Source organism: Streptomyces sp. NPDC028298 (assembly GCF_055565895.1).
This window is the reverse complement of record NZ_JBVHTL010000001.1, coordinates 1,848,708-1,872,771: the sequence shown is the minus strand read 5'-3', so window position 1 is coordinate 1,872,771 and position 24,064 is coordinate 1,848,708. Positions and strand designations below refer to the sequence as shown.

The 24,064-nt window shown below is 71.1% G+C and carries 20 protein-coding genes and 1 riboswitch; of the genes, 11 read left to right on the top strand and 9 right to left on the bottom strand.

Going from position 1 to position 24,064, the window contains the following annotated elements; all coding sequences use genetic code 11:
- Positions 1-41 precede the first annotated feature (41 nt).
- Positions 42-986 carry a sucrase ferredoxin gene (locus ACZ4TO_RS08090; protein ID WP_468023724.1) on the bottom strand — a complete coding sequence of 315 codons (945 nt, stop codon included), beginning with the start codon at positions 984-986 and terminating at the stop codon, positions 42-44.
- A 163-nt stretch (positions 987-1,149) separates the two neighbouring features.
- Positions 1,150-2,409 (bottom strand): citrate synthase, encoded by a 1,260-nt coding sequence (locus tag ACZ4TO_RS08085; protein ID WP_385040690.1) that lies wholly within the window; start codon positions 2,407-2,409, stop codon positions 1,150-1,152.
- A 97-nt stretch (positions 2,410-2,506) separates the two neighbouring features.
- Between ACZ4TO_RS08085 and ACZ4TO_RS08080 the strand changes: the two genes are divergently transcribed.
- Positions 2,507-3,697, top strand: coding sequence for a citrate synthase (locus ACZ4TO_RS08080; protein WP_468023723.1), 1,191 nt, complete (start codon positions 2,507-2,509; stop codon positions 3,695-3,697).
- An 88-nt stretch (positions 3,698-3,785) separates the two neighbouring features.
- Here ACZ4TO_RS08080 and ACZ4TO_RS08075 read toward each other — a convergent pair whose 3' ends face one another.
- The 3 genes from ACZ4TO_RS08075 to ACZ4TO_RS08065 form a co-directional block, all read right to left on the bottom strand.
- Entirely contained in the window at positions 3,786-4,025 is a 240-nt protein-coding gene (locus tag ACZ4TO_RS08075) for a hypothetical protein (RefSeq protein ID WP_385040696.1), read from the bottom strand.
- A gap of 160 nt (positions 4,026-4,185) precedes the next feature.
- Positions 4,186-4,425: a hypothetical protein gene (locus tag ACZ4TO_RS08070; RefSeq protein WP_385040699.1), complete on the bottom strand. Its 240-nt coding sequence runs from the start codon at positions 4,423-4,425 to the stop codon at positions 4,186-4,188.
- Positions 4,426-4,699: 274 nt separating this feature from the next.
- On the bottom strand, positions 4,700-5,257 hold the full coding sequence (locus ACZ4TO_RS08065; protein WP_468023722.1) for a DUF6082 family protein: 558 nt from the start codon (positions 5,255-5,257) through the stop codon (positions 4,700-4,702).
- 320 nt (positions 5,258-5,577) lie between these two features.
- On the opposite strand from ACZ4TO_RS08065, the gene ACZ4TO_RS08060 reads away from it, so the two are divergent.
- On the top strand, positions 5,578-6,651 hold the full coding sequence (locus ACZ4TO_RS08060; protein ID WP_468023721.1) for a CobW family GTP-binding protein: 1,074 nt from the start codon (positions 5,578-5,580) through the stop codon (positions 6,649-6,651).
- A gap of 60 nt (positions 6,652-6,711) precedes the next feature.
- Here ACZ4TO_RS08060 and ACZ4TO_RS08055 read toward each other — a convergent pair whose 3' ends face one another.
- Positions 6,712-9,171 carry a DNA gyrase/topoisomerase IV subunit A gene (locus ACZ4TO_RS08055; protein WP_385040707.1) on the bottom strand — a complete coding sequence of 820 codons (2,460 nt, stop codon included), beginning with the start codon at positions 9,169-9,171 and terminating at the stop codon, positions 6,712-6,714.
- Positions 9,172-9,552: 381 nt separating this feature from the next.
- Between ACZ4TO_RS08055 and ACZ4TO_RS08050 the strand changes: the two genes are divergently transcribed.
- From ACZ4TO_RS08050 to ACZ4TO_RS08035, 4 genes are all read left to right on the top strand, one after another.
- Positions 9,553-10,914 carry a M16 family metallopeptidase gene (locus tag ACZ4TO_RS08050; RefSeq protein ID WP_382794130.1) on the top strand — a complete coding sequence of 454 codons (1,362 nt, stop codon included), beginning with the start codon at positions 9,553-9,555 and terminating at the stop codon, positions 10,912-10,914.
- Entirely contained in the window at positions 10,911-12,299 is a 1,389-nt protein-coding gene (locus tag ACZ4TO_RS08045; protein ID WP_382794128.1) for a M16 family metallopeptidase, read from the top strand. The genes ACZ4TO_RS08050 and ACZ4TO_RS08045 overlap by 4 nt, the downstream gene beginning before the upstream one ends.
- 215 nt (positions 12,300-12,514) lie before the next feature.
- Positions 12,515-12,671, top strand: a riboswitch (cyclic di-AMP (ydaO/yuaA leader).
- A gap of 12 nt (positions 12,672-12,683) precedes the next feature.
- A complete protein-coding gene (locus tag ACZ4TO_RS08040; protein ID WP_382794124.1) occupies positions 12,684-13,451 on the top strand; it encodes a M23 family metallopeptidase in 768 nt (255 codons plus the stop codon).
- A 196-nt stretch (positions 13,452-13,647) separates the two neighbouring features.
- Positions 13,648-14,340 (top strand): GntR family transcriptional regulator, encoded by a 693-nt coding sequence (locus tag ACZ4TO_RS08035; protein ID WP_382794122.1) that lies wholly within the window; start codon positions 13,648-13,650, stop codon positions 14,338-14,340.
- A gap of 226 nt (positions 14,341-14,566) precedes the next feature.
- Here the strand turns inward: ACZ4TO_RS08035 and ACZ4TO_RS08030 are convergent, their stop codons facing one another.
- On the bottom strand, positions 14,567-14,848 hold the full coding sequence (locus tag ACZ4TO_RS08030; protein ID WP_382794119.1) for an HPr family phosphocarrier protein: 282 nt from the start codon (positions 14,846-14,848) through the stop codon (positions 14,567-14,569).
- Between the two features lie 175 nt (positions 14,849-15,023).
- Here ACZ4TO_RS08030 and ACZ4TO_RS08025 point away from each other — a divergent pair, with 175 nt between their 5' ends.
- The 4 genes from ACZ4TO_RS08025 (at position 15,024) to ACZ4TO_RS08010 (ending at position 20,637) form a co-directional block, all read left to right on the top strand.
- Positions 15,024-17,852, top strand: a complete 2,829-nt coding sequence (locus tag ACZ4TO_RS08025; RefSeq protein WP_468023720.1) for a bifunctional acetate--CoA ligase family protein/GNAT family N-acetyltransferase — start codon at positions 15,024-15,026, stop codon at positions 17,850-17,852.
- A gap of 319 nt (positions 17,853-18,171) precedes the next feature.
- Positions 18,172-18,759 carry a DUF5998 family protein gene (locus tag ACZ4TO_RS08020; RefSeq protein ID WP_206300944.1) on the top strand — a complete coding sequence of 196 codons (588 nt, stop codon included), beginning with the start codon at positions 18,172-18,174 and terminating at the stop codon, positions 18,757-18,759.
- On the top strand, positions 18,759-19,946 hold the full coding sequence (locus tag ACZ4TO_RS08015) for an alkaline phosphatase family protein (RefSeq protein WP_382794111.1): 1,188 nt from the start codon (positions 18,759-18,761) through the stop codon (positions 19,944-19,946). The genes ACZ4TO_RS08020 and ACZ4TO_RS08015 overlap by 1 nt, the downstream gene beginning before the upstream one ends.
- Before the next feature lie 43 nt (positions 19,947-19,989).
- Positions 19,990-20,637, top strand: a complete 648-nt coding sequence (locus ACZ4TO_RS08010) for a thymidine kinase (RefSeq protein WP_382794108.1) — start codon at positions 19,990-19,992, stop codon at positions 20,635-20,637.
- Positions 20,638-20,759: 122 nt separating this feature from the next.
- On the opposite strand, the gene ACZ4TO_RS08005 is transcribed toward ACZ4TO_RS08010, so the two are convergent.
- A complete protein-coding gene (locus ACZ4TO_RS08005; protein WP_468023719.1) occupies positions 20,760-21,563 on the bottom strand; it encodes a VOC family protein in 804 nt (267 codons plus the stop codon).
- Between the two features lie 322 nt (positions 21,564-21,885).
- Between ACZ4TO_RS08005 and ACZ4TO_RS08000 the strand changes: the two genes are divergently transcribed.
- The gene (locus ACZ4TO_RS08000) at positions 21,886-22,713 is read left to right on the top strand and encodes a sulfurtransferase (RefSeq protein ID WP_468023718.1); all 828 of its coding nucleotides are present in this window, start codon (positions 21,886-21,888) and stop codon (positions 22,711-22,713) included.
- Positions 22,714-22,810: 97 nt separating this feature from the next.
- Here the strand turns inward: ACZ4TO_RS08000 and sepH are convergent, their stop codons facing one another.
- On the bottom strand, positions 22,811-23,863 hold the full coding sequence (gene sepH, locus ACZ4TO_RS07995) for a septation protein SepH (RefSeq protein WP_382794100.1): 1,053 nt from the start codon (positions 23,861-23,863) through the stop codon (positions 22,811-22,813).
- Positions 23,864-24,064 lie beyond the last annotated feature (201 nt).

Below are 24,064 nucleotides of genomic sequence, written 5' to 3'. Positions count from 1 at the left end.
CGTCACGCGTCCGGCCCGGTCGAATCCATAGGCAGCGGGCGTCAGCAGGCCACGGCCACAGCCGTCGCCTCGAGCTGTCGTACGGCCACCACGTCCATCCGCGCGGGTGAACCGAGCGCCGAGCCGCAGCTCTCCGGGCGGGGCGGCAGCGAGGCACCTCGCGCGACGACGACCCGCCACAGCCGGCCGTCGGAGTGGGCGACGGTGACCTCCCAGCGCGGCGCGCTGCCGTCCGTGCGGATCACCGTCAGGACATCGGCGGCGTGCTCCCCCGAAGCCGTCCGCACGGCCAGCTCGGCCGCCTGGCCTGGGCGTTCCCAGGCGGAGTTCCCACGGCATCCCTCGGTGACGACACGGCCCTCCCGGACGCCTTGGAGGATCTCCTTGACGGTATGGGCCTCGGCACGGCCGTACGCGTACCCGTACGGCAGGACCAGCACGGTGGGAGAGAAGCGATGACCACCCAGATGGGTGACCTCCCAGACACCTCCGACACCCGAAGCGGCCAGTTCCGCCGCCAGCGGTCGCCCGAGCAGGGCGCAGCAGCGGTCGCGCTTGCCGTTGGTGCAGACGAGGGCCAGCGGATCGCCCGTGTGGGGCCGTCCTTGGAGCACCTCGTCGAAGGACCCCGGATCGCCCGCTCCGAGCGCCGCGAAGTCGAGGCCGAGCAGCTCTTCGGGATCGCGCGTCATGGCGCTGTGCACCCAGGCGTTTCCCGGGGTGGTGTGGGCCACGTACACATGGCGCTCCGCGAGCGACCCGCAGTCGGCATGACGCCCGGGGCGCCGGACGAGCGCGACGCGCACCCCGGTGTCCTGCGCCGCCGCTTCGAGGGCGCGGCCGAGCGCGGGGTCCAGGTGGCTCGAAGTGAGCGCCTTGGCACCCCAGGGTCCGGGCTGCTCGATGAGCAGCCATGTCCTCGCGGTGGCCGCGGTCCCGGTAAACGGCTCGTCGAGCTGCCGCGACACAGTCGTGCACGTACTCACAGAGGTGAGCCTAACCTGACTTCACCCGGGGCGACTTCCCGCCGTCCACGGGGGGCGCGGGAGGGGGCGTCCAGGCGCGTGGCCGGGCGTGCGGGAGCGCAGGTGGGGAGACGGTGCCTGGGGGGTGCGCACAGGACCCTTTCGCACGCCCAGCGCGCGCCCTCTATCGCGGGAGCGGCTGGGGTGGCCGCTCGCCGACGTAATGGCCGCTCGGCCGCATCCGCAGGGGGCGCTCCGCGTACTCCTCCAGGGTGTGGGCGATCCAGCCCGCCGTCCGGGCGACGGCGAAGATCGTCTCTCCCGCCGAGGCCGGCATGCCGGACGAGACCGTGAGGACGGCCAGGGCGAGGTCGACATTGGCGTGCAGCGGGGCGTGCCTCGCCGTGGTGGTCACCACATCGCGGGCCGCCGCCAGAGCGGGCGCCGCACCGGGCACCTCCTCCAGGAGGGCGAACAGGGCACGCGCGCGTGGATCCTCGCCGGGGTAGAGCCGGTGGCCCAGTCCCGGGACGCGGCGCCCGGCGCGCAGTTCGTCGGCGACCACGGGGGCGGCGGTGCCCTGGTCCAGAACGTCCAGCAGCAGCCGGTGCGCGAGCCCGCTGGCCGCCCCGTGCAGGGGCCCTTCGAGGACGCCGAGGCCCGCCGACACGGCCGCGTACGCGTGTGCGCGGGCCGAGGCCGCGACGCGGACCGCCAGTGTCGAGGCGGCGAGGTCGTGGTCGACGAGCAGGCCGAGTGCCGTGTCCAGTACGCGCACTGACGCCTCGTCGGGTGCGCGTCCGCTGAGCCGTGTCCAGAGCCGTCGGGCCAGCGGGCCTTCGTCGCTGTGGTCGTGCCGCACGGTCGGAAGGGCGGCGACGAGGGTGGGGATGAGGGTGCGTCCGGTGCCGAGCACGGCGCTCTCGGAGAGGTCGAAGCGCAGCGGGTCGGAGGCCGCCGCGGCGATCGCCGCGACCCGCAGCCGGTCGGTCGGGCCGCTGTGCTCCGGCAGTGCGTCGACGCTGCGCCGGGCCGCCGCCACGGTGGCCTCGGGTGCCGTGAAGGTGACTCCGTGGCGCAGTTCGCCGGTCCACAGCCACTCGGCGATCTCCTCGTAGGAGTACCGGGCGGCGAGCTCTGTGGCGTCGACGCCACGGAAGTAGTACCGATCCTTGTCGATCAACGTGATGCGGGTACGGACGGATAGCTCGCCGCCACTGCTCGAACTGCCGCCGCCCTCACGCCTGTTGCGCCGCGCGAGGGCCTCGACCTCCTTGGTGTCGAACGTGCTCCCGCGCCCTCCCGGCTCCCGCCTGCTGCTGAGCTGACCGCGGCTCACGTACGCGTACACGGTCTCCGGCTTCACGCCGAGCAGCTCCGCGGTCTCCTTGGTGCTGAGCCGTCGGCCCTCGTGGGCGGGTGCTGCCGCTTCTCGATCCCTCATGAGCGCCACCGTATCTGTGGATCGGCATATTGATTCAATCAATATTGACAGTTACTGAGTCAAGCATGGACAGTCGAATCAAGTCCAGGGAGGAAACATGCCGATCAACCAAGCCGCGTCCACCTCTGCCGGCGCAGCCGCGGACGTACTCGCCGATGTCCCGCGCGGTCTCGCCGGAGTCGTCGTCACCGACACCGAACTGGGTGACGTCAGAGGGCTGGAAGGCTTCTACCACTACCGCCAGTACTCGGCCGTCGACCTCGCCCGGGCCTGCGGCTTCGAGGAGGTCTGGCATCTGCTGGCCCACGGCGAGCTGCCCGACGAGGCCCGCCGTGCCGCCTTCGCCGAGCGGACCGCGCGGCTGCGGCGACTGCCGGACGACGTACGGGCCGCACTGCCGGCGATCGCGACGGCGACCGGCCCTTCGGGACCCCTCGCCGGGCTGCGGACCGCGTTGTCGCTGCTGGGGGCGTCGCTGGGGTTCCGTCCCGTGTACGACATCGACGCCGGACGCCGCCGCGACGACGGCCTCGCGGCGACGGCGGCCGTGCCGACCCTGCTCACCGCGCTGTACCGGCTCGGGCAGGGACTGGACCCTGTGGAGCCGCGCGAGGACCTGGGGTACGCCGCCAACTACCTGTACATGTTGACGGGTTCGGAGCCGGACCCTGTCCGCGCCCGTGCGGTCGAGCAATACCTCATCTCAACCATTGACCACGGATTCAATGCATCAACGTTCACGGCACGGGTGATCGCTTCCACCGGTGCGGACGTGGCCGCCTGCCTCGTGGGCGCGGTCGGAGCGCTCTCCGGGCCGCTCCACGGAGGCGCTCCCAGTCGCGCTCTGGACACCCTCGACGCGATCGGGACCCCTGACCGCATCGACTCCTGGATCCGCGAACGCGTTCTCGCCGGCGAGCGCATCATGGGCTTCGGGCATCCCGTCTACCGCACCGAGGACCCGCGCTCACGGATGCTCCGCGAGTTGGCTCAGGGGTTCGGGGGCCCGCTCGTGGAGTTCGCGGTCGAGGTGGAACGGCAGGTGGAGGCGATCCTGGCCGAGCTCAAGCCGGGCCGGGAGCTGCACACCAACGTGGAGTTCTACGCCGGCGTGGTCATGGAACTCTGCGGGCTGCCCAGGGAGATGTTCACACCCACCTTCGCCGCCGCACGCGTGGTCGGCTGGAGCGCGAACATCATGGAACAGGCCCAGGACTCAAAGATCATCCGCCCGGCGGCTCGCTATGTCGGCCCGGTTCCGCCGGTGGCGGTGCCTGCTCGCGGCTGACCGGCGACCGAGCCGACCGGAGACCGAAACGGGCTCGGCAACAAGTCGTTGCCGAGCCCGGGTGGGGATCGTTCCGGAGACGCTGCCGCTAGACGGGGGGAATGTCGTCCTTGGCCCGCAGGAGTGTCTCGCGCGTGATGATCACGATCCGCTCGTAGTCGGCACGTGCGGCATCGGACGGGAGCAGTGGATCGATCTGGTCGGTGGCCTCGCGCCCGATGACGGCGAAAGTGCCGTCACTCAGCTCGAAGATGTCGGGACAGGACTGGCCGGTGGCACTGCCTCGTTCACTGGGAGAGGCGCCAATCCGACGGATGACAGTAGTCATTGTCTCTGCCTTTCGTGCGGTGACCGTGAGAGGTGTAGTTCGTCCCGTGACCGCACACCGAACAGGGGCGGCATGCGGAACGGGGCTACCGACGGCAAGGCGAACGCACGACGGTGTGCTGATCTGCCGACGCTCGAGTGAGTATGGAGCGTTCAGGGGCCTATGCGTCGGGAATATCCGACTTCGCATGGATGAGCGTCTCGCGGGACACTACGACGATTCTCTCGTAGTCGGCTCGGGAGGCGTCGGGCGGAAGTTCGGCGTCCAGCTTCTCGGTGACATCTGTTCCGATCACAGCGAACCTTCCGTCGGACAGTTCGAAAATGTCTGGGCAATTGGCACCGGTCGTGCTTCCCCGCAAACGGGGAGGAGTGCCAATCCGACGGATGATGTGGCTCACTGTTCTTGATTCCCTTTGGTCTCGAGGTGGGATTGGCCAGCGCGCTGTTGCTGCGCGGCGCGATGGAGCCCTGTGGGGCTGTGACCTCGGACCGGGCGGCGTGGAGCGACGGTTCGGTGGGGATCGACCCAAACGTGATTGCGCAGCAGTCAACCCTGTTGGCAACTGAGGAAACGCGCCGGTTTACTGGTTCGTTATCGCCCGACCGTGTGATCCGTCCGCCGACATGGCGCAGATGAACCGGCCCGCGCCGGAGCGTGGCAGGTGGAAGGCGCTACTCGCTCGGCGGTTCACCCACCACCCACCACTCGTCCGTGTCTGTTTCCTCCAGTTGTGCGAGGAGATCTTCGACCATAAGTCCGATTTGAGCTTCGTCCGACGTGCTGATGAGAGTCGCCCGATGAGGGCGGGTCGCGTACCAGTACTCCCGGAAGATGGGGTGCTGGAGCATCCCGCGGGCAAAGCCGAAGAATTCCTCGCGGGTCATGTTGCCCATGCGGTAGTAGCAGAGGGCGTTGGTGTACAAGGCGTTGGTGAAGAGGAACTGGCGCTGCTTCTTCGGGGACACGGTCCCGTCGTACGCGTCCAGGACCTCCGCCAGCTCGGGGTCGTCCATGGCCTTGCTCAGCAGTTCCCAGTGGAGCCGCTGCTGATGGGCGAGATTGGCCTGACGCTGGGTCTGGGCGGCCTGCTCCAGCAGCTCGATCCGCGCGTGCAGCGCGTCAAGGGTGGATCGCTGCGCGGCGAGGGTGACGGCCGCCCCTGCCAACAGACCGAACGCCGCGGCGGCGGCGGAGCGCAACCCACGAACCTTGACTTTCATTGTGGCCATGTCAACCCCCGAATCAGGCGACCGTCCGCCGGTCGTCGGTTGTGGGGCGACAGGGAGCGGACCGGCGAGCGGTGGGCGGCGCGCTTGCCGCCTCCCAGTGTTGCCGAGCGGCTCTGATCGGCGGGGAGGCGGAGAGGAGGCGCACGGAGGGATGTGCGGGTCGCATCCACCGGCGCCATGTCCAACGTGTGCCCCGCGAGCGCCGCTAACAATCGTTCACTTCGGGGCGTTTCCTCCCGCTCGTATGCTTGGTCTGCATTCATTCCCCGCGTGAGCGCCGGTCCCGTGAGCCGGTGCGCGCACAGGTTCAGAGAGGGCGCGTGGTGAGTTCGTCGAGTACGCGGCAGATCCCGGTCATCGTTCTCGCCGGCTTCCTCGGCTCAGGCAAGACCACACTGCTCAATCACCTCCTGCACCGCAGTGGTGGCAGCCGGATCGGAGCCGTGGTCAACGACTTCGGCGCGATCGAGATCGACGCGATGGCCGTGGCCGGGGCGCTCGGCGACTCCACCGTCTCCCTCGGCAACGGATGTCTGTGCTGTGCGGTCGACGTCAGCGAACTTGATCAATATCTTGACCGGCTCGCTCAACCCTCCGCCCGCATCGACGTCATCGTCATCGAGGCGAGCGGGCTCGCCGAGCCCCAGGAACTCGTACGCATGGTGCTCGCCAGTGAACTTCCGGGGATCGTGTACGGAGGGCTCGTCGAGGTCGTCGACGCCGCCGAGTTCGCGGGCACGCGCGAGAAGCATCCCGAGATCGACCGGCATCTCGCCCTCGCCGATCTCGTCGTCGTCAACAAGATCGACCGGGCCGAGGACGCCGGACGCGTGCTGGGTGTCGTCCGGGAGCTCGCGGGCGGGGCCGCGGTCGTCCCCGCCACCTACGGCCGGGTCGACCCGGAGTTCCTCTTCGACTGCCGGCCCAGCGAGGAACGCATCGGACAACTGTCCTTCGACGATCTCCATCGGCACGACGACGGCGGCGATGACGTTCCGCAGGAAGGCGGCCACCTCGGCCACCTTCACTCCGCCTACGACTCCCTCTCCTTCAGCTCCGAAGTCCCGCTCGGCCCACGGCAGTTGATGGCCTTCCTCGACAGCCGGCCCGAAGGGCTCTACCGGATCAAGGGGTACGTCGACTTCGGCGTGCAGGACCTCCGCAACCGGTACGCGGTGCATGCCGTCGGGCGGTTCCTGCGCTTCTATCCGGAGCCCTGGACCGCAGCGGACGAGCGGCTCACCCAGCTCGTCCTCATCGGCTCCGGGATCGACACGGTGGCGCTGGCCAAGGAACTGGAGGCATGCAAAGAGGACGCCCCGCACGCCGATGAACACAGCATGTGGGGCGTCCTCCGCTACGTACAGGAGCCGGAGCCCAGCCCGGAGGCCTGACCGCAAGCCCCTCCGGGCCTACGGGCTCCTCCGGGCCGACGGGCCCCTCCGGCCGCCCGGCTACACCGGCCCGGCCACCACCGACACCGGCCTGCCCAGCGACACGCCCGAGCCGTCACGGCGCGGGTCGATATCCGGCAGGTCGACCGGCATGCCGGTCTTCTGCGCGGCGCGCCCCGGCACCGGACCGGCCCAGGCCAGCGACAGGCAGTCCTCGCCCTTCAGGAACCGCTGGCAGCGCACACCGCCCGTGGCGCGGCCCTTGCGCGGATACTGGTCGAACGGGGTCAGCTTGGCCGTGGTCTGGACGGAGTCGTCCAGCGTCCCGCGCGAACCCGCCACCGTGAAGACCACCGCGTCCACCGCAGGGTCGACCGCGGTGAACGAGATCACCTTCGCGCCGTCCGTCAGCTTGATGCCCGCCATGCCACCCGCGGCACGGCCCTGCGGGCGCACCTGCGAGGCCTGGTAGCGAAGGAGCTGGGCGTCGTCCGTGATGAAGACCAGGTCCTCCTCGCCGGTGCGCAGTTCGACGGCACCGACGATCCGGTCGCCGTCCTTGAGGGTGATGACCTCCAACTCCTCCTTGTTCGAGGGGTAGTCGGGCACCACACGCTTGACGACACCCTGCTCCGTGCCGATCGCGAGGCCGGGGGACGTCTCGTCGAGGGTCGCCAGACAGACCACGGTCTCGTCCGGCTCGAGGGAGGACAGGAACTCCGAGATCGGAGCGCCCCCGGAGAGGTTGGGCGCGGACGCCGTCTCGGGGAGCTGCGGGAGGTCGATCACGTTCAGGCGCAGGAGGCGGCCCAGGGACGTGACCGCGCCGACCTCGCCCCGTGCCGTCGCCGGCACGGCGGAGATGATCACGTCGTGCTTGGTGCGCTTGGCGTCCGGGTCCTGCCCGAAGGGCTCATCGGTCGCCGTACGCGCCAGCAGCCCGGTGGAGGACAGCAGGACGCGGCACGGGTCGTCGGCGACCTGGAGCGAGACGGTCGCGGCCGGGGAGCCCGCGGACTCCAGGAGCACCGTGCGCCGGTCGGTGCCGAACTTCTTGGCGACCGCGGCCAGTTCGCCGGACACCAGCTTGCGCAGCTCCGCGTCCGAATCCAGGATGCCGGTCAGCTCGTCGATCTCGCCGTTGAGACGGTCGCGCTCCGACTCCAGCTCGATGCGGTCGAACCGGGTGAGGCGGCGCAGCGGCGTGTCGAGGATGTACTGCGTCTGGATCTCGGAGAGGGAGAAGCGCTCGATCAGCCGCTCCTTGGCCTGCGCCGAGTTGTCACTGGAGCGGATGAGGCGGATGACCTCGTCGATGTCCAGGAGGGCGACGAGGAGACCCTCGACCAGGTGCAGGCGGTCGCGCTTCTTGCCGCGGCGGAACTCGCTGCGGCGGCGCACGACGTCGAAGCGGTGGTCGAGATAGACCTCCAGCAGTTCCTTGAGGCCCAGGGTGAGCGGCTGGCCGTCCACCAGTGCCACGTTGTTGATGCCGAAGGACTCCTCCATCGGCGTCAGCTTGTAGAGCTGTTCGAGGACCGCCTCCGGCACGAAGCCGTTCTTGATCTCGATGACCAGGCGCAGGCCGTGCGCACGGTCGGTGAGGTCCTTGACGTCGGCGATGCCCTGGAGCTTCTTCGAGCCGACCAGGTCCTTGATCTTGGAGATCACCTTCTCCGGACCCACGGTGAAGGGCAGTTCGGTGACGACGAGGCCCTTGCGGCGCGCCGTGACGTCCTCCACCGACACCGTGGCGCGGATCTTGAAGGTGCCGCGGCCCGACTCGTAGGCGTCCCTGATGCCGGAGAGGCCGACGATCCGGCCGCCGGTGGGCAGGTCGGGGCCCGGGACGTGCTTCATCAGCGTCTCGAGGTCGGCCCCCGGGTAGCGGATGAGGTGCCGGGCGGCGGCGATGACCTCGCCGAGGTTGTGCGGCGGCATGTTCGTGGCCATGCCGACGGCGATGCCCGACGAGCCGTTGACCAGCAGGTTCGGGAAGGCGGCCGGGAGGGCAACCGGCTCCCGCTCCTGACCGTCGTAGTTGGGCGTGAAGTCGACGGTGTCCTCGTCGATCGACTCCGTCATCAGCGACGTCGCGTCGGCCATCCGGGCCTCGGTGTAACGCATCGCCGCCGGCGGGTCGTCGTTGCCGAGGGAGCCGAAGTTGCCGTGGCCGTCGACCAGGGGCAGCCGCATGGAGAAGGGCTGCGCCAGACGCACCAGGGCGTCGTAGATCGACGCGTCGCCGTGCGGGTGCAGCTTACCCATGACCTCGCCGACGACACGGGCACACTTCACATAGCCGCGTTCGGGACGCAGGCCCATCTCGTTCATCTGGTAGACGATGCGACGGTGAACCGGCTTCAGGCCGTCGCGGGCGTCCGGCAGGGCTCGCGAGTAGATGACCGAGTACGCGTATTCGAGGAAGGAGCCCTGCATCTCGTCCACGACGTCGATGTCGAGGATCTTCTCCTCGTACGAGTCGTCGGGCGGCGGGGTCTTCGTGCTGCGGCGGGCCATCGCTGCTGCGGCTCCTTCACAGTCTCTGCCGGGGCATGAACGGGTTCTGACGCGCACCATTGTGGACCGCCCCACTGACAACCCCGACCGCGACCCGTCCGTAGCGCCCCTCGGGCGGGCCCCGCGGGCGTCGCCGGGACCACTTCCGAGCGGCGGTCTCGGCCCGGCGCGCGGACGGACCGCGAGCCCCTTCGGCCGGTGCGCAGAGGGGCCGGAGGGCGTTCGCGGCGGATCCCGGAGGCCTTCCCAGGGCGCGCCGGGGACACGCACGAGTCTCGCTCTCGGCGTACGAGGTGCGGGAACTTCGCCAGCCGTCCGCGCGCTTGCATACAGTGGCAGGACCGACAGGAATGACGCAGTTCCGCGATCGAAGGGACGTACATGCCCATGGGTCACACGGCCACAGCTGAGGCAGGCTCCGGCGGCCTGACAGCGACCGAGCACCGCCTGGCCAACGGCCTGCGCGTGGTGCTCTCCGAGGACCATCTGACCCCGGTCGCCGCGGTGTGCCTCTGGTACGACGTCGGCTCGCGCCACGAGGTCAAGGGCCGGACCGGACTCGCCCACCTCTTCGAGCACCTGATGTTCCAGGGTTCCAAGCAGGTTCATGGCAACGGTCACTTCGAACTCGTCCAGGGCGCCGGCGGCTCGCTCAACGGCACGACGAGCTTCGAGCGCACCAACTACTTCGAGACCATGCCCGCCCACCAGCTCGAGCTCGCGCTCTGGCTGGAGGCCGACCGCATGGGATCACTGCTCGAGGCGCTGGACGACGAGTCCATGGAGAACCAGCGCGACGTTGTGAAGAACGAGCGCCGCCAGCGCTACGACAACGTCCCGTACGGCACCGCCTTCGAGAAGCTCACCGCGCTCTCGTACCCCGAGGGCCACCCGTACCACCACACCCCGATCGGGTCGATGGCGGACCTGGACGCGGCCACCCTGGAGGACGCCCGCGCGTTCTTCCGCACCAACTACGCGCCCAACAACGCTGTCCTGTCGGTCGTCGGCGACATCGACCCGGAGCAGACGCTCGCCTGGGTCGAGAAGTACTTCGGCTCCATCCCCGGGCACGACGGCAAGCCCGCCCCGCGGGACGGCTCGCTGCCCGACGTCATCGGCGAGCAGATCCGCGAGGTCGTCGAGGAGGACGTCCCGGCGCGCGCCCTGATGGCCGCCTACCGCCTCCCGGAGGACGGCACGCGCGCGTGCGACGCGGCCGACCTGGCGCTCACCGTCCTCGGCGGCGGCGAGTCCTCCCGGCTCTACAACCGGCTCGTACGCCGTGACCGCACCGCCGTCGCCGCGGGGTTCGGCCTGCTGCGGCTCGCCGGAGCGCCCTCCCTGGGATGGCTGGACGTGAAGACGTCCGGAGACGTCGAGGTCCCGGTCATCGAGGCCGCCGTCGACGAGGAGCTCGCCCGGTTCGCCGAGGAGGGCCCCACGGCAGAGGAAATGGAGCGCGCCCAGGCCCAGTTGGAGCGCGAGTGGCTCGACCGGCTCGGTACCGTCGCAGGCCGCGCCGACGAACTGTGCCGGTACGCCGTCCTGTTCGGCGACCCGCAGCTCGCCCTGACCGCCGTGCAGCGCGTCCTGGACGTCACGGCGGAAGAGGTCCAGGAGGCCGCCAAGGCCCGCCTGCGCCCCGACAACCGCGCGGTGCTCGTCTACGAACCCACCACAGCCGAAGCCGCCGAGGCGGCCGACTCCGCCGACGAGACCGACGAGGAGGCGGCGAAGTGACCGAGCTCGCCACCATGGACTTCCACCCGCGGCCCCAGGCCGGACAGCCGAAGCCGTGGGCGTTCCCCGCCCCCGAGCGCGGCGCCCTGGACAACGGTCTGACCGTGCTGCGCTGCCACCGCCCCGGCCAGCAGGTCGTCGCCGTCGAGGTGATCCTCGCCGCGCCGCTGGACGCCGAGCCGGCGGGCCTGGACGGCATCGCCACGATCATGGCGCGCGCCTTCTCCGAGGGCACCGACAAGCACTCGGCCGAGGACTTCGCCGCCGAGCTGGAGCGCTGCGGCGCCACGCTCGACGCGCACGCCGACCACCCCGGCGTACGCCTGTCCCTCGAAGTGCCCGTCTCGCGTCTGGCCAAGGCCCTCGGCCTGCTCGCCGACGCCCTGCGGGCCCCCGCGTTCGCGGACAGCGAGGTCGAGCGGCTGGTGACCAACCGGCTGGACGAGATCCCGCACGAGACGGCCAACCCGGCCCGTCGTGCGGCCAAGGAGCTCTCCAAGGAACTGTTCCCGGCGACCGCGCGGATGTCGCGCCCCCGCCAGGGCACCGAGGAGACCGTCCGCAACATCGACGCTTCGGGTGTGCGCGCCTTCTACGAGAGGCACGTCCGCCCCGCCACGGCCACCGCGGTCGTCGTCGGCGACCTGACCGGGCTCGACCTCGACGAACTGCTCGCCGACACCCTCGGCTCCTGGACCGGCTCGTCCGCCGAACCGCGTCCCGTGCCGCCGGTGAGCGCCGACGACACCGGCCGCGTGATCATCGTCGACCGCCCCGGAGCCGTCCAGACGCAGCTCCTCATCGGCCGGGTCGGCGCCGACCGGCACGACCGCGTGTGGCCCGCCCAGGTCCTCGGCACCTACTGCCTCGGCGGCACCCTCACCTCGCGCCTGGACCGCGTCCTGCGCGAGGAGAAGGGCTACACCTACGGTGTGCGGGCGTTCGGACAGGTCCTTCGCTCCGCGCCGGACGGCACGGGCGCCGCGATGCTCGCCATCAGCGGTTCGGTCGACACCCCCAACACCGGCCCGGCGCTCGACGACCTGTGGAAGGTGCTGCGCACCCTCGCGGCCGAGGGTCTGACGGACACCGAGCGCGACGTCGCCGTGCAGAACCTGGTGGGTGTCGCGCCCCTGAAGTTCGAGACCGCTGCGGCCGTCGCGAGCACCCTCGCGGACCAGGTCGAGCAGCACCTGCCGGACGACTACCAGGCGACGCTCTACCGGCAACTGGCCGCCACCGGCACCGTGGAGGCCACCGCGGCGGCCGTGAGCGCCTTCCCGACGGACCGTCTGGTGACCGTCCTGGTCGGCGACGCGGCACAGATCGCGGACCCGGTCAGGGCCCTCGGAATCGGTGAAGTCACCGTGGTGGCAGCCGAGTAGGACCCGTGGGACGGAAGAGGGCCCTGACGGCTGAAGAGCCGTCAGGGCCCTTCTCTTTCCGGACTCCGGTCCCAAGATGTCCGTATTCGTACGGCGGTTGCCCTTCTGCCCTGTGGGATGCGTTACAAAAATCGTGATCCGTTTGTTGTTCGAAAGACACCCCGTTTAGCGTCGGGGCGGCTGTTCGTCACGCAGTGCGCCGCGCCCGCGGCACCGGACAGCCATCGCCGAGTCCCCGAGACGCGAGTCAGGGGAGCCGGGGACCCACGCAGTCCCTGGGGTGAATCGGACGCCCTCTTCGGAGGGGGCCCGTAGGAGACCTTCCTGCTCCGAACCCGTCAGCTAACCCGGTAGGCGAGAGGGAAGGAAAGGATCAGCCCCTACATGGCGTTCACCTGTGGCACCGGCAAGCATCGTCGTACGAGCAGCCGGGTGCACAGCACCACCACGACCGCCGTCGGGGTCGCGGCGCTCACCACCACCGGCGTGATCGGAACCCTGGCCGCCCCCGCGTTCGCTGCGGAAGCCTCCGTCGAGCAGACCGGGCTCACCCAGGCCGTCACCCTGAACGACACGGTCGCCGACCAGATCGACGCCCAGGCCTTCGCGCAGCAGCGCGCCGCCGACGAGGCCGCCGCGCGCAAGCAGGCCGAGCAGACCGCGCGCAAGCAGGCCGCGGAGCAGGCATCCAAGCTCCGTGAGGCCAAGGAGCGCGCCGCCCGTGAGGCCGAGCGCAAGCGCCTGAACACGTTCGTCATGCCGATCACGGGTTCGTACGTTTCCACCGGCTACCAGGCCAGCAGCGCCCTCTGGTCCTCCGGCAGCCACACTGGCGTCGACTTCCACGCCGCCTCCGGCACCTCGGTCCACGCCGTCGGCTCCGGCACAGTGGTCACGGCCGGCTGGGGCGGCGCCTACGGCAATCAAGTCGTGATCAAGATGCACGACGGCACGTACACCATGTACGGCCACCTGTCGTCCATCGGGGTGTCCGTGGGGCAGGCCGTCACCCCGGGGCAGCAGATCGGCCTCTCCGGGGACACCGGCAACACCACGGGACCGCACCTCCACTTCGAGGCCCGTACGACCGCCGAGTACGGCTCGGACATCGACCCGGTCGCCTACCTGCGCTCGCACGGCGTCAACGTCTGACGAACGCTTTGCGGCTTCCCCGCCGTTTTCGATGCCCCGGCTCACCGAGCCGGGGCATCGTCGTTTCCGGACGTCGTCTGTCCAAAAAATATCCATGGATTCAGGCCCGCCATCGGAAATTCAGGCTTCCTGCAATAGAGTCACTGAACAAGCGTCAATCGACGGCGTTTCACGGGGATTAAAGCGGAGGTCGGTCATGCGTATTCCGGCACACTCGGTGTGCACGGCGATCCGTGACGACATCGTCGCGGGTGTCTACGAGCGCGGCGGCCGGCTCACCGAGGAACTGCTCGCGCGCCGTTACGGCGTCTCGCGCGTCCCCGTGCGCGAGGCCCTGCGCACGCTGGAGGCCGAGGGCTTCGTGGTCACCCGCCGGCACGCGGGCGCCTGTGTCGCGGAGCCCACGGAGCTGGAGGCGGCGGACCTCCTGGAGATGCGCATGCTGCTGGAGCCGCTGGGGGCCGCGCGGGCCGCACAGCGGCGCACGGAGGCCCATCTCAAGGTGCTGCGGGGTCTGGTCAGGCTGGGGCAGGAGCGCTCCAGGCGAGGCCACAGCGAGGATCTGCGCTCGCTGGGCGGCTGGTTCCACGAGACGCTGGCGCAGGCGTCCGGCAGCCCCGCGCTGACCTCGACGCTCGCCCAGCTCCGCCACAAGATCGCCTGGATGTACTCGGTGGAGGCGCCGGCCGACCCCGCGGAGTCCTGGGCGGAGCACGGCGGCATCGTGGACGCGGTGGCCCGCGGGGACAGTGAGCGGGCCCGCGCGATCACGGCCCTGCACACCGAGCGCGCCAGCGCCGCGCACCGGCTCCGATTCCCCGGAGGCGAGCGGGCGGACCGTGTGAGAACTTCGCAACATCCCGTAAACATGACGGGCCCGCGTCTTTAACACAGGCGCCGTATACAAAGAGGGATATTCGGTGGGGGCTCATTTCTGATGCCCTTTTATTCGCGTGCCCTGAATTCCGGTGCGCGTCATTCCCGTGGTCGCGGTGCGAGGCGGGCGTGACACCTGGGGAATGTGCGGGGGAGCCCACGGAAAACGGCCGAGCCGCGCCACCCGAAGAAAGGGTGACGCGGCTCGGCCGTGCGTGTCCGACTGCCCGGGGGCGGTCTCAGACGGTCTCGGGGAGCTCGTCGAGCCCCTCGGCGACCAGCTTCGCCAGACGGTCGAGGGCGACCTCCGCACCATCGGCGTCCGACGTGAGGACGATCTCCTCGCCGCCCTGGGCGCCCAGGCCGAGGACCGCGAGCATGGAGGCCGCGTTGACGGGGTCGCCGTCGGCCTTGGCGATCGTCACGGGGATGCCGGAAGCCGTGGCGGCCCGGACGAAGATGGAGGCGGGCCGGGCGTGGAGGCCCTCGGTCCAGCCGACGTTGACGCGGCGCTCAGCCATGAGATGCTGCCCTTCGGGTGTTCAGGGTTGTCTAGACCATTGTTCCATATCGCGAGGTGTGCCCGGACGGACCCGGGAGCCACCCGCCGCGGTGCCGGCCGAAGACCCGCTCCGAGGCCCGTCACCCTCAGACTGCCCCGCGCCGTTGTCGTACGCGAGCCGTACTCTGGGGCCCATGCAGACCTCGTCGGACCGGCACGAGTACCCAGCCCACTGGGAGGCCGACGTGGTGCTGCGCGACGGCGGCACCGCACGCATCAGGCCCATCACCGTCGACGACGCCGAGCGCCTGGTCAGCTTCTACGAGCAGGTCTCGGACGAGTCGAAGTACTACCGCTTCTTCGCGCCCTATCCCCGCCTGTCCGCCAAGGACGTCCGCCGCTTCACCCACCACGACTTCGTGGACCGCGTCGGCCTCGCGGCCACGGTGGGCGGCGAGTTCATCGCCACCGTGCGCTACGACCGGATCAACGCGGACGGCATGCCCGCCTCCGCCCCCGCCGACGAGGCCGAGGTCGCCTTCCTCGTACAGGACGCCCACCAGGGCCGGGGTGTCGCCTCCGCGCTGCTCGAACACATCGGAGCGGTGGCCCGCGAGCGTGACATCCGTCGCTTCGCCGCCGAGGTGCTGCCCGCCAACAACAAGATGATCAAGGTCTTCACGGACGCCGGGTACACCCAGAAGCGCAGCTTCGAGGACGGTGTCGTACGCCTGGAGTTCGACCTCGAACCCACCGACCGGTCCCTGGCCGTGCAGCGCGCGCGGGAACAGCGCGCCGAGGCCCGCTCCGTCCAGCGGCTGCTCGCCCCCGGCTCGGTCGCCGTCATCGGCGCCGGACGCACCCCCGGAGGGGTCGGCCGCAGCGTCCTCGACAACCTCCGCCAGGCCGGTTTCACCGGACGCCTGTACGCGGTGAACGCGGCACTCGAGGAGAAGGAGATCGACGGGGTCCCGGCCCACCGCTCCATCAGGGACATCACCGACCCAGTCGACCTCGCCGTCGTCGCCGTGCCCGCCGAACACGTCCCCCAGGTCGTCACCGAATGCGGTGAACACGGCGTGCAGGGACTCGTGGTGGTCTCCGCCGGCTACGCCGAGAGCGGCCCCGAGGGACGCGAGCGCCAGCGGGAACTCGTACGGCACGCGCGCACGTACGGGATGCGCATCATCGGACCCAATGCCTTCGGCGTCATCAACACGGCGCCCGACGTGCGGCTGAACGCCTCGCTCGCCCCCCAGATGCCCCGCCCCGGACGCATCGGCCTGTTCGCGCAGTCCGGCGCCATCGGCATCGCCCTGCTGTCCCGGCTGCACCGGCGCGGCGGCGGCGTCACCGGCGTGACCGGAGTGTCGACCTTCGTCTCCTCGGGGAACCGCGCGGACGTCTCCGGCAACGACGTCCTGCAGTACTGGTACGAGGACCCGGACACCGACGTCGCCCTGATGTACCTCGAATCCATCGGCAACCCGCGCAAGTTCACCCGCCTCGCGCGGCGGACCGCGGCCGCGAAACCGCTGGTCGTCGTCCAGGGAGCACGACACGGCGGGGCCGCACCCCAGGGCCACGCCATCCGGGCCACACGGCTGCCGCACGCCACCGTGTCCGCGCTCCTGCGCCAGGCCGGGGTGATCCGGGTGGACACGATCACCGAACTCGTCGACGCGGGACTCCTGCTGGCCCGTCAGCCGCTTCCCCGGGGACCCCGCGTGGCGATCCTCGGGAACTCCGAGTCCCTGGGGCTGCTGACGTACGACGCCTGTCTCGCCGAAGGACTCAGGCCGCTGCCGCCCCGGGACCTCACCACGGCGGCCTCCGCCGAGGACTTCCACAAGGCCCTGTCGCAGGCGCTCGCCGACGATGGCTGCGACGCCGTCGTCGTGACGGCCATACCGGCCGTGGGGGAGACCTCGGCCGCCGACGCCGCGCTCGCCGAGGCACTCCGGTCCTCCGCCATGGAGGCTCCGGCGAAGCCCGTGCTCGTGGTGCACGTCGAGCTCGGCGGACTCGCCGAAGCCCTGTCCGCCGCCGCGAGCACCGCCCCGCAGGCCCCCGAGGGCGCCCCCGGAGCGTCCCCCGGCGCCCGATTCCACCCCTCGGACCGGTCGCCCGCCGCGCCGCCTGCCGAGTCCGCGCCGGACTCCCGGCTCATCCCCGCCTACCCCGCCGCCGAACGGGCCGTCCGCGCCCTGGCCGAAGCCGTCAAGTACGCCCAGTGGCGCACGGACGCCCGTGAGCCCGGCAAGGTGCCCGAGTACGAGGACATCGACGAGAAGGGGGCCGCCCGGCTGATCGACGACCTCCTCGCGCGTGGGGAGGGTCTCACCCTGGGGGGCGAACAGACGGCCGAGCTCCTAGGGCGCTATGGCATCGACGTGCACCGGGCCCTGCCCGCCCCCACCCCGGACGACGCGGTGGCGGCCGCGCGCGCCATCGGATACCCCGTCGCCCTCAAGACCACAGCCCCGCACCTGCGGCACCGCGCGGACCTCGGCGGCGTCCGCCTGGACGTGACGGACGAGGAGCAGTTGCGCCGGGCGTACGCGGAGCTGACCGAGGCGTTCGGGCCGCCGACGGTGCTGCGCCCTGTCGTACAGGGGATGGCGCCGCGCGGTGTCGACACGGTCGTCCGCGCGGTGATCGACCCGGCGGCCGGGGCGGTGCTCTCCTTCGGGCTCGCGGGAGCCGCCTCCGAACTGCTCGGGGACACCGCGCACCGGCTGGTCCCGGTCACCGACCGGGAAGCGGCCTCGCTGGTCCGGTCGATCCGGACGGCGCCGCTCCTGTTCGGCTGGCGGGGCTCCGCGCCGGTCGACACGGCGGCCCTCGAAGAGCTCATGCTGCGGGTCTCCCGGCTCGTCGACGACCACCCGGAGGTCGTCGCGGTCTCGCTGGAGCCGGTGGTGGTGGCCCCGGCCGGCCTGAGCGTCCTGGGCGCCACGGTCCGGCTGGCCCGCGCCCCGATCCGGGACGACCACGGCCCCCGGACCCTGCCGGTCGTCTGAGTCGTACGGGCCGCACGGCTTGTCCGTGGAGCTCGTGCCGTCCGGGGATCCGGGCTGTCCGGAGGTGCGGATCCCGGAGCCGTTCGGGAAGGCCCGGTCGGGCCGAGTCGCCCGAGCCGTCCTCGTCGACCGGACAGTTCCGGCCAGTCCGAGTCGTCCGGGGTCCCTGAGGGCGGTCCCCGTGACGGCAGGCGCCCCGCCCGGACGTCCGCCGCGGCCGTGTCCCGCCCGCCACCCTGCGCGATCCGGTCTGATCCGTCCACGACAGACCCACGCGAGCGGTGCCTCGCAGTCAGTGGGCCCCCGTAGGATGGACGGCATGGCCAAGACCAGTACGACGACCCAGGGGCTGCGAGCGGCGATCGAGCGCAGCGGCTACTACCCGGCCCTCGTGGCCGAGGCGGTGGAGGCCGCGATCGGCGGCGACACCATCCGGTCGTACCTGGTCCACCAGGAGACGACGTTCGACGCGAACGAGGTGCGGCGGCACGTCACCGTGCTGGTCCTCACCGGCAACCGTTTCATCGTGAGCCACACCGACGAGCAGAACGCGGACACGACCTCCCCGACGCCGTACGCCACGACCTCGACGGAGTCGGTCAAGCTCGGCCGGATCTCGTCGGTCGTCGTCAGCCGCGTCGTCGCGAACCCCGAGTCGTACACGCCCGGCACGCTGCCCCGCGAAGTGGTCCTCACCATCGGCTGGGGCGCCGTCTCCCGCATCGACCTGGAGCCGGCCGCCTGCGGTGACCCCAACTGCGAGGCCGATCACGGCTACACCGGCAATTCGACGGCGGACGACCTGAGCCTGCGGGTGAGCGAGGCGGGCGACGGTCCGGAGACCGTCCGCCAGGCCCTCGCCTTCGCGCAGTCCCTCTCCGAGGCGACCGCGGACGTCGCCCGCTGATGGCCCTGCCCACCTGGGACCACCCGGAGCCGCTCGCCGTCGACTCCGCGCCCGTTCCCGAGTACGGCGCCGGTTCCCTGGCCGATCTGCTCCCCACGCTCGCCGCCGGCATGTCCGTGCCCGGTGCGACCGCCGCCATACCCGAGCTGACCGCGGCCGACCGGAACTGCGTGTTCCTGATCGACGGTCTCGGCTGGGAGCAGCTCAAGGCCCACCCGGACGAGGCCCCCTTCATGACGTCGCTGCTGGCGTCCTCGCGGGGCGGCACCGGACGTCCGATCACCGCCGGCTACCCGGCCACCACCGCGACCTCCCTCGCCTCTGTCGGCACCGGCCTGCCCCCGGGCGCGCACGGCCTGCCCGGCTACACCGCGCGCAACCCCGCCACCGGCGAGCTGATGAACCAGCTCCGCTGGAACCCGTGGACCGAACCGCGCGCCTGGCAGCCCTACCCCACGATCTTCCAGCAGGCCGACGCGGCGGGTGTGCACACCGCCCAGGTCTCCTCGCCGACCTTCCAGAACACCCCGCTGACGAAGATCGCGCTGAGCGGGGGCACGTTCCACGGCCGGCTGTCGGGCGAGGAGCGGATGGACTTCGCGGCCGAGCAACTGGCCGCCGGTGACCGTTCCCTGGTCTACACGTACTACGCGGAGGTGGACGGCAAGGGACACCGCTTCGGTGTCGACTCCGACCCCTGGCGCGGCCAGCTCATGTACGTCGACCGGCTGGTGCAGCGTCTCGCGGAGCAGTTGCCGCCGCGCTCGGCGCTGTACGTCACGGCCGATCACGGCATGATCGACATCCCGTTCGACGAGCAGCACCGCATCGACTTCGACGAGGACTGGGAACTGCGCGCCGGAGTCGCCCTGCTGGGCGGCGAGGGCCGTGCCCGCCACGTGTACGCGGTCCCGGGCGCCGAGGCGGATGTGCTGACCTGCTGGCGCGAGGTCCTGGGCGAACAGTTCTGGGTCGCTTCCCGTGACGAGGCGATCGAGGCGGGCTGGTTCGGCCCCCGGGTCGATGAGCGGGTCTACGCCCGGCTCGGTGACGTCATCGCCGCCGCCCGGGACGACGTCCTGATCACCGCGTCCGAACGGGAGCCGAAGGAGTCCCTGATGGTCGGCAACCACGGCTCGATGACCCCGGCCGAGCAACTGGTGCCCCTCCTCCAAGTACGCTCCTGACGTCCTTCCCTCTTCCCTGTTGCCGAAAGGTGCTCAACTCCCCATGCCCGAGCTGGTGTTCTTCTCCGGAACGATGGACTGCGGGAAGTCCACGCTGGCTCTCCAGATCGAGCACAACCGCTCGGCGCGGGGTCTGCAGGGCATGATCTTCACGCGCGACGACCGCGCGGGCGAGGGCAAGCTCTCCTCGCGCCTCGGGCTGGTCACCGACGCGGTCGAAGTGGCGGACGACCAGGATCTGTACGCGTATCTGGTGAACCACCTCTCCAAGGGCGGCCGCGCGGACTACGTGATCGCGGACGAGGCCCAGTTCCTGGCCCCCGCGCAGATCGACCAACTGGCGCGCGTGGTGGACGACCTGGACGTCGACGTCTTCGCCTTCGGGATCACCACCGACTTCCGGTCCAAGCTTTTCCCCGGCTCCCAGCGCCTCGTCGAACTCGCCGACCGGGTCGAGGTCCTCCAGGTCGAGGCCCTGTGCTGGTGCGGCGCCCGCGCCACGCACAACGCCCGCACCGTGGGCGGCGAGATGGTCGTCGAGGGCGCCCAGGTCGTCGTCGGTGACGTCAACCAGCACGAGAACATCGGCTACGAGGTCCTGTGCCGCCGGCACCACCGACGTCGTATGACGGCCGCCACGGCCCGCGCGAGCGCCCTGTCCCCCGACGTCCTGCCGATCGCCCAGGTCTGAGGCTGACGCCTCGCCCCGGTCTGAGGCCCAGGCCTCGCCCGGGTCTGGGGCCTGACGCCTGTTCCTGAGGTCCCTCTCCGGGTGATCTGTCCCCGGAGACGGGTCTCCGGAGATCCGCGGGGTCAGGTGACGGCGTGGATCAGGGAGAAGACCGCACCCTCCGGATCCGCCACGGTCGCCACCCGGCCGAACGGGGAGTCGTGGGCCGGCCGCAGAACACGCCCGCCGAGTTCCGTGACGAGGCTGACGGTGTCGTCCAGGTCGGCGGCCTCGAAGTACGTCAGCCAGTGCGGGCCCCGGTCGCGCGGCAGGGCGTTCCCGACACCGTGGATGCCGGCCACCGGCCGTCCGTCGATGTGCAGGGTCACGTAGTCGAAGTCGGCGGAACCGGCCGCCCGCGTCTCGTAGCCGAAGACCCCCGTGTAGAACTTCACGACGCTCTCGGTGTCGCGCGTCACGAGTTCGTTCCACGCCGGGGTGCCCGGCACGCCGGTGATCTCCGTGCCGAGATGGGCGACCCTCTGCCAGATCCCGAAGACGGCGCCCGACGGGTCGGAGGCGATCGCCAGGCGGCCGGCCTCGGCGGCGTCCAGCGGGCCCACGCCGACGGTTCCGCCGCTGTGCCGCACGGTCTCCGCGGTGTGGTCCACGTCGTCCGAGGCGAAGTAGGGCGTCCAGGCGACCGGCAGGTGCCTGTCGGGCGGCAACTGGCCGATCCCGGCCACCTCCTGGCCGTCCAGCAACGCCCGCGCGTAGGGGCCGAGCTGCGGCGGGCCGGGCTGGAACTCCCAGCCGAACAGCGCTCCGTAGAAGTCCTGGGTCGCGGCCGTCTCGTGCGCCATCAGGCTCACCCAGCAGGGTGTCCCGGGCGTGTTCCGAGCGTGCGTGGTGCCGTTCGCCCCGGCCGATTCCCGTGCCTCGGTCATCGTCACTCTCTTCTCGGCCCCTTGCGGTGGCCGGTCACCTTCCGCTTGCGGACACGCGTACCCCGTCGCGTGCGTGCACGCCCCGTGCCGATGGTCGCACCACCGGCCGCGCCGGACGCTCCTCCCGCGCCGCCGTCGGGCGGTGTGGGAACGGGGACGTCCGATCCGCCGTCTCCCGTCGGTCGCGGAGCGATTGCCGTGTGGTGTCCATCGGTTGTACAGCATGTGCCCGATCCCGTACGCCGGGTGATCGGACCTGCCCGGCGGAGCAGAGTAGCGGGACATGGACGAAGCGGCCACCCCGTGCGCAAGGATGGGGGCCATGAACGCCATCATCACGGCACCCGAACTCGCCAGTGACCTGGCGGGGCCGAACCCGCCGGTCCTCCTCGACGTCCGCTGGCAGTTGGGCGGTCCCAACCTGCGCCCCGAGTACGAGAACGCGCACATCCCCGGTGCCGTCTTCGTCGACCTGGATTCCGAACTCGCTGGTCCGGCCGGTGCGGCGGGCCGGCATCCGCTCCCCGACCCCGAGCTCTTCGGTGCGGCGATGCGGGCCGCGGGAGTGTCGGAGGACCGCGATGTCGTCGTGTACGACGGGGGGCAGGGCTGGGCCGCCGCGCGCGCCTGGTGGCTGCTGGGCTATTCGGGTCATCCGTCGGTACGCGTGCTTGACGGCGGGTTCGCCGCCTGGAGCGGACCGGTGTCCTCGGAGGTCCCCTCGCCGACGCCCGGAACGTTCGTACCGGCGCCCGGTGCCCGGCCGGCGCTCGACGCGGACGGGGCGGCCGCGCTCGCCCGCACCGGGCTGCTGCTGGACGCCCGCGCGGGGGAGCGGTACCGGGGCGAGGTCGAGCCGATCGACCGGGTCGGCGGTCACATCCCTGGCGCCGTCTCCGCGCCGACCACCGGGAACGTCACGGAGGACGGGCGGTTCCTGCCGCGAGCCGAACTCGCCGACCGTTTCAAGTCCTTCGGTGTGACACCGGAGGCGGAGGTCGGCGTCTACTGCGGCTCCGGCGTCTCGGGTGCCCATGAGGTGCTGGCCCTCGCCGTGGCCGGCGTTCCCGCGGCGCTGTACGTGGGTTCGTGGTCGGAGTGGTCCCAGGACGCGGACCGCCCCGTCGCGGTGGGGCCCGACCCGCAGTGACACACGTACCGACGCGCGCCATCCGTGCCTGACGGCGCGACGGGGCCCGCACCGATCCGGTGCGGGCCCCGTCGTCGTCGTTCTGACGTGGATCCGGCTATTCCTGCTTCTTGCGGCGCGTGCCGAAGACGATCTCGTCCCAGCTCGGGACCGCCGCCCTGCGGCCGGGGCGGACGCCGTCGGCTTCGGCCTGGCGGTCCGTCGCGCCGACGAGCCGGTCACGATGGCTGCCCACCGAGCGGGGCATGAGCACGTCCGCGTACGCGGAACCGGCACCCGCCGAGGCGGCGGGAGCCGGGGGCTCCTCCTCCTCGGGCTCGGGATCGGGCTCCTCGGCGGCGGGGCGCTCGGCGGGGGCGGGCCGTTCGGGCACCACCATGTCGCCCCGGAAGCTGGGCACCGCTTCCAGAAGGCTGGTCAGCGAGTCCCGGTCCTCGGCCTCCTCGCCGGGTTCCGGAGAGGACGGGGGCAGGCTCGGCCGCTCCGTCTGGCGTTCCAGGGCGCGGTCCAGCGGGCGGTCGCGGGGCAGCCGGGCGATCCGCGGCACGAACGGGAAGCTCGGCTCGGGAGCGGCGAGGTCGTCCGACTCGCCGATCAGCGAGCGCGCCTCGTCGTCGACGGCCTGGACGAGCCGCCGGGGCGGGTCGTAGGTCCAGCTCGCGGCGTGCGGTTCGCCCGCGACGCGGTACACCAGCATGACTTCCCAGGTGCCGTCGTCGCGGCGCCAGGAGTCCCACTGGACGGTGTCCTTCTCGGCGCCCCGGATCAGCAGCCGCTCCTGGACGGCCTCACCGAGCTGGGGACCGGCGTTCTCGCCGGGACGGCGGACGGGGGTCTTCCTGGCACGCTCGGCCATGAAGGCGCGCTCGGCCAGCACGGGTCCCTCGAAACGGCGTACACGATCGACCGGGATGCCGGCGAGCTGGGCGACTTCCTCCGCGGACGCTCCGGCGCGTATACGTGCCTGGATGTCGCGGGGGCGGAGGTGGCTCTCCACCTCGATCTCGATCTGGCCGAGGCGGGGACGGTCGCCGCGTACGGCGGCACGCAGCCGCTCGTCAATCGGAAGCGTGTATTCCGTACTGTCCGCAGCCTTCAGCACCAGCCGTGTGCCGTCGTTAGAGACGGCCACGACACGCAGTTCGGGCATGGGGACCTCCCGGGTGGTGCCTGCCGACGTCACGTGCGTCGCTGCTTCCGCTAGTCGAGTGTGGCCTGCCCGGGTGCAGCCTGCCACAACCTTGCCGAGTTGCCCGGCGTGTCGGGCACGGGCCCGGGGTCGCCGTTATGGCACGGTTACCTGTTTTGCAACGCTAAGTGACGAACTCCATCACCCTGTGCAACGAGCCCC